This is a genomic window from Streptomyces dysideae, assembly GCF_001514305.1.
GTDB classification, from domain to species: Bacteria; Actinomycetota; Actinomycetes; order Streptomycetales; family Streptomycetaceae; genus Streptomyces; species Streptomyces dysideae.
Genome location: NZ_KQ949211.1, coordinates 1 through 865, shown reverse-complemented (window position 1 = coordinate 865; position 865 = coordinate 1). Strand labels below are relative to the sequence as shown.

The following is an 865-nucleotide window of genomic DNA, read 5'->3' as shown; positions in this document are numbered from 1 at the left end:
GCACGAGAGGAGTCTGTTCGACCTGCTGGTCTCCGCCTTCGGCCGCCCGGTTTTCGAGGAGCACGGGCTGGTCCGCGGAAACATAGACATTGAGGTGTTTCTGGGCGAGTACCGCGCCACCCCTGGCGGCATTCACCGAGAGCAGTGCGGCAACAGCCACTTCGTGCTCCAGGGACGCAAGTACATGCATTTCTGGCACGGCGAGGACTGGATACCCGAGACCGCCGGCTGGCGGGCGGCGGAGGGCGACAACGCCATCGACCCGGAGGAGTACTTGCCCTCCCTGCAGGTGCCCGAGATGGTCGACCGCGGCACCTCGCTGATCGCTTCGGCCGGTGAGTTCTTCACCTGGGACCCGGGAACCTGGCATGTGGCCGAGACGGTCAGCCCGGCCTTCGCCGTCAACATCGCGCGCTACACCAGGTCCTTCGTTCCCGGGGAGGGGACCTATCCCTTCGCCGCGGAGCCCGACGGCCGGGTGAGCATCGAATGGCTCGAGGGCTACCGAGACTTCCTCGGCGGCGGGGCCGACCTGGCCTCGGCGCTGGCCGCTGCCTCCGCCTACGGGCTCGAGGGGGCGGATCCGGAGCACAAGGAGACCACCGATCCGCGCCGGGTGGCGGTGTCCAGCCATGCGCGCCGTCTGTGGCACGAGTCGCGGGGTTCCGTGCAGGTGGCCGCCCACGGGAGGAGCGGTGTCTTTTCCGCCTCCGTACTGCCCTGGCTGGTCGGTCTCGCCGACCTGCCGTACGGAGCGGAGTGCGAAGTGCCCGCCGACCCGAACACTCGGGCTCTCGCCCGGTTCCTGGTGGAGAGCAACTCCTTGCGAGCCGTCCAGGACTTGGCGTAAGGCGGGCGGCCGGGC

The 865-nt window shown here is 69.2% G+C and carries 1 protein-coding gene; it reads left to right on the top strand.

What is annotated here, in order from left to right; all coding sequences use genetic code 11:
- A partial coding sequence (locus AQJ91_RS48450) for a hypothetical protein (RefSeq protein ID WP_159054855.1) occupies positions 1-850 on the top strand: 850 nt, incomplete at its 5' end.
- Positions 851-865 lie beyond the last annotated feature (15 nt).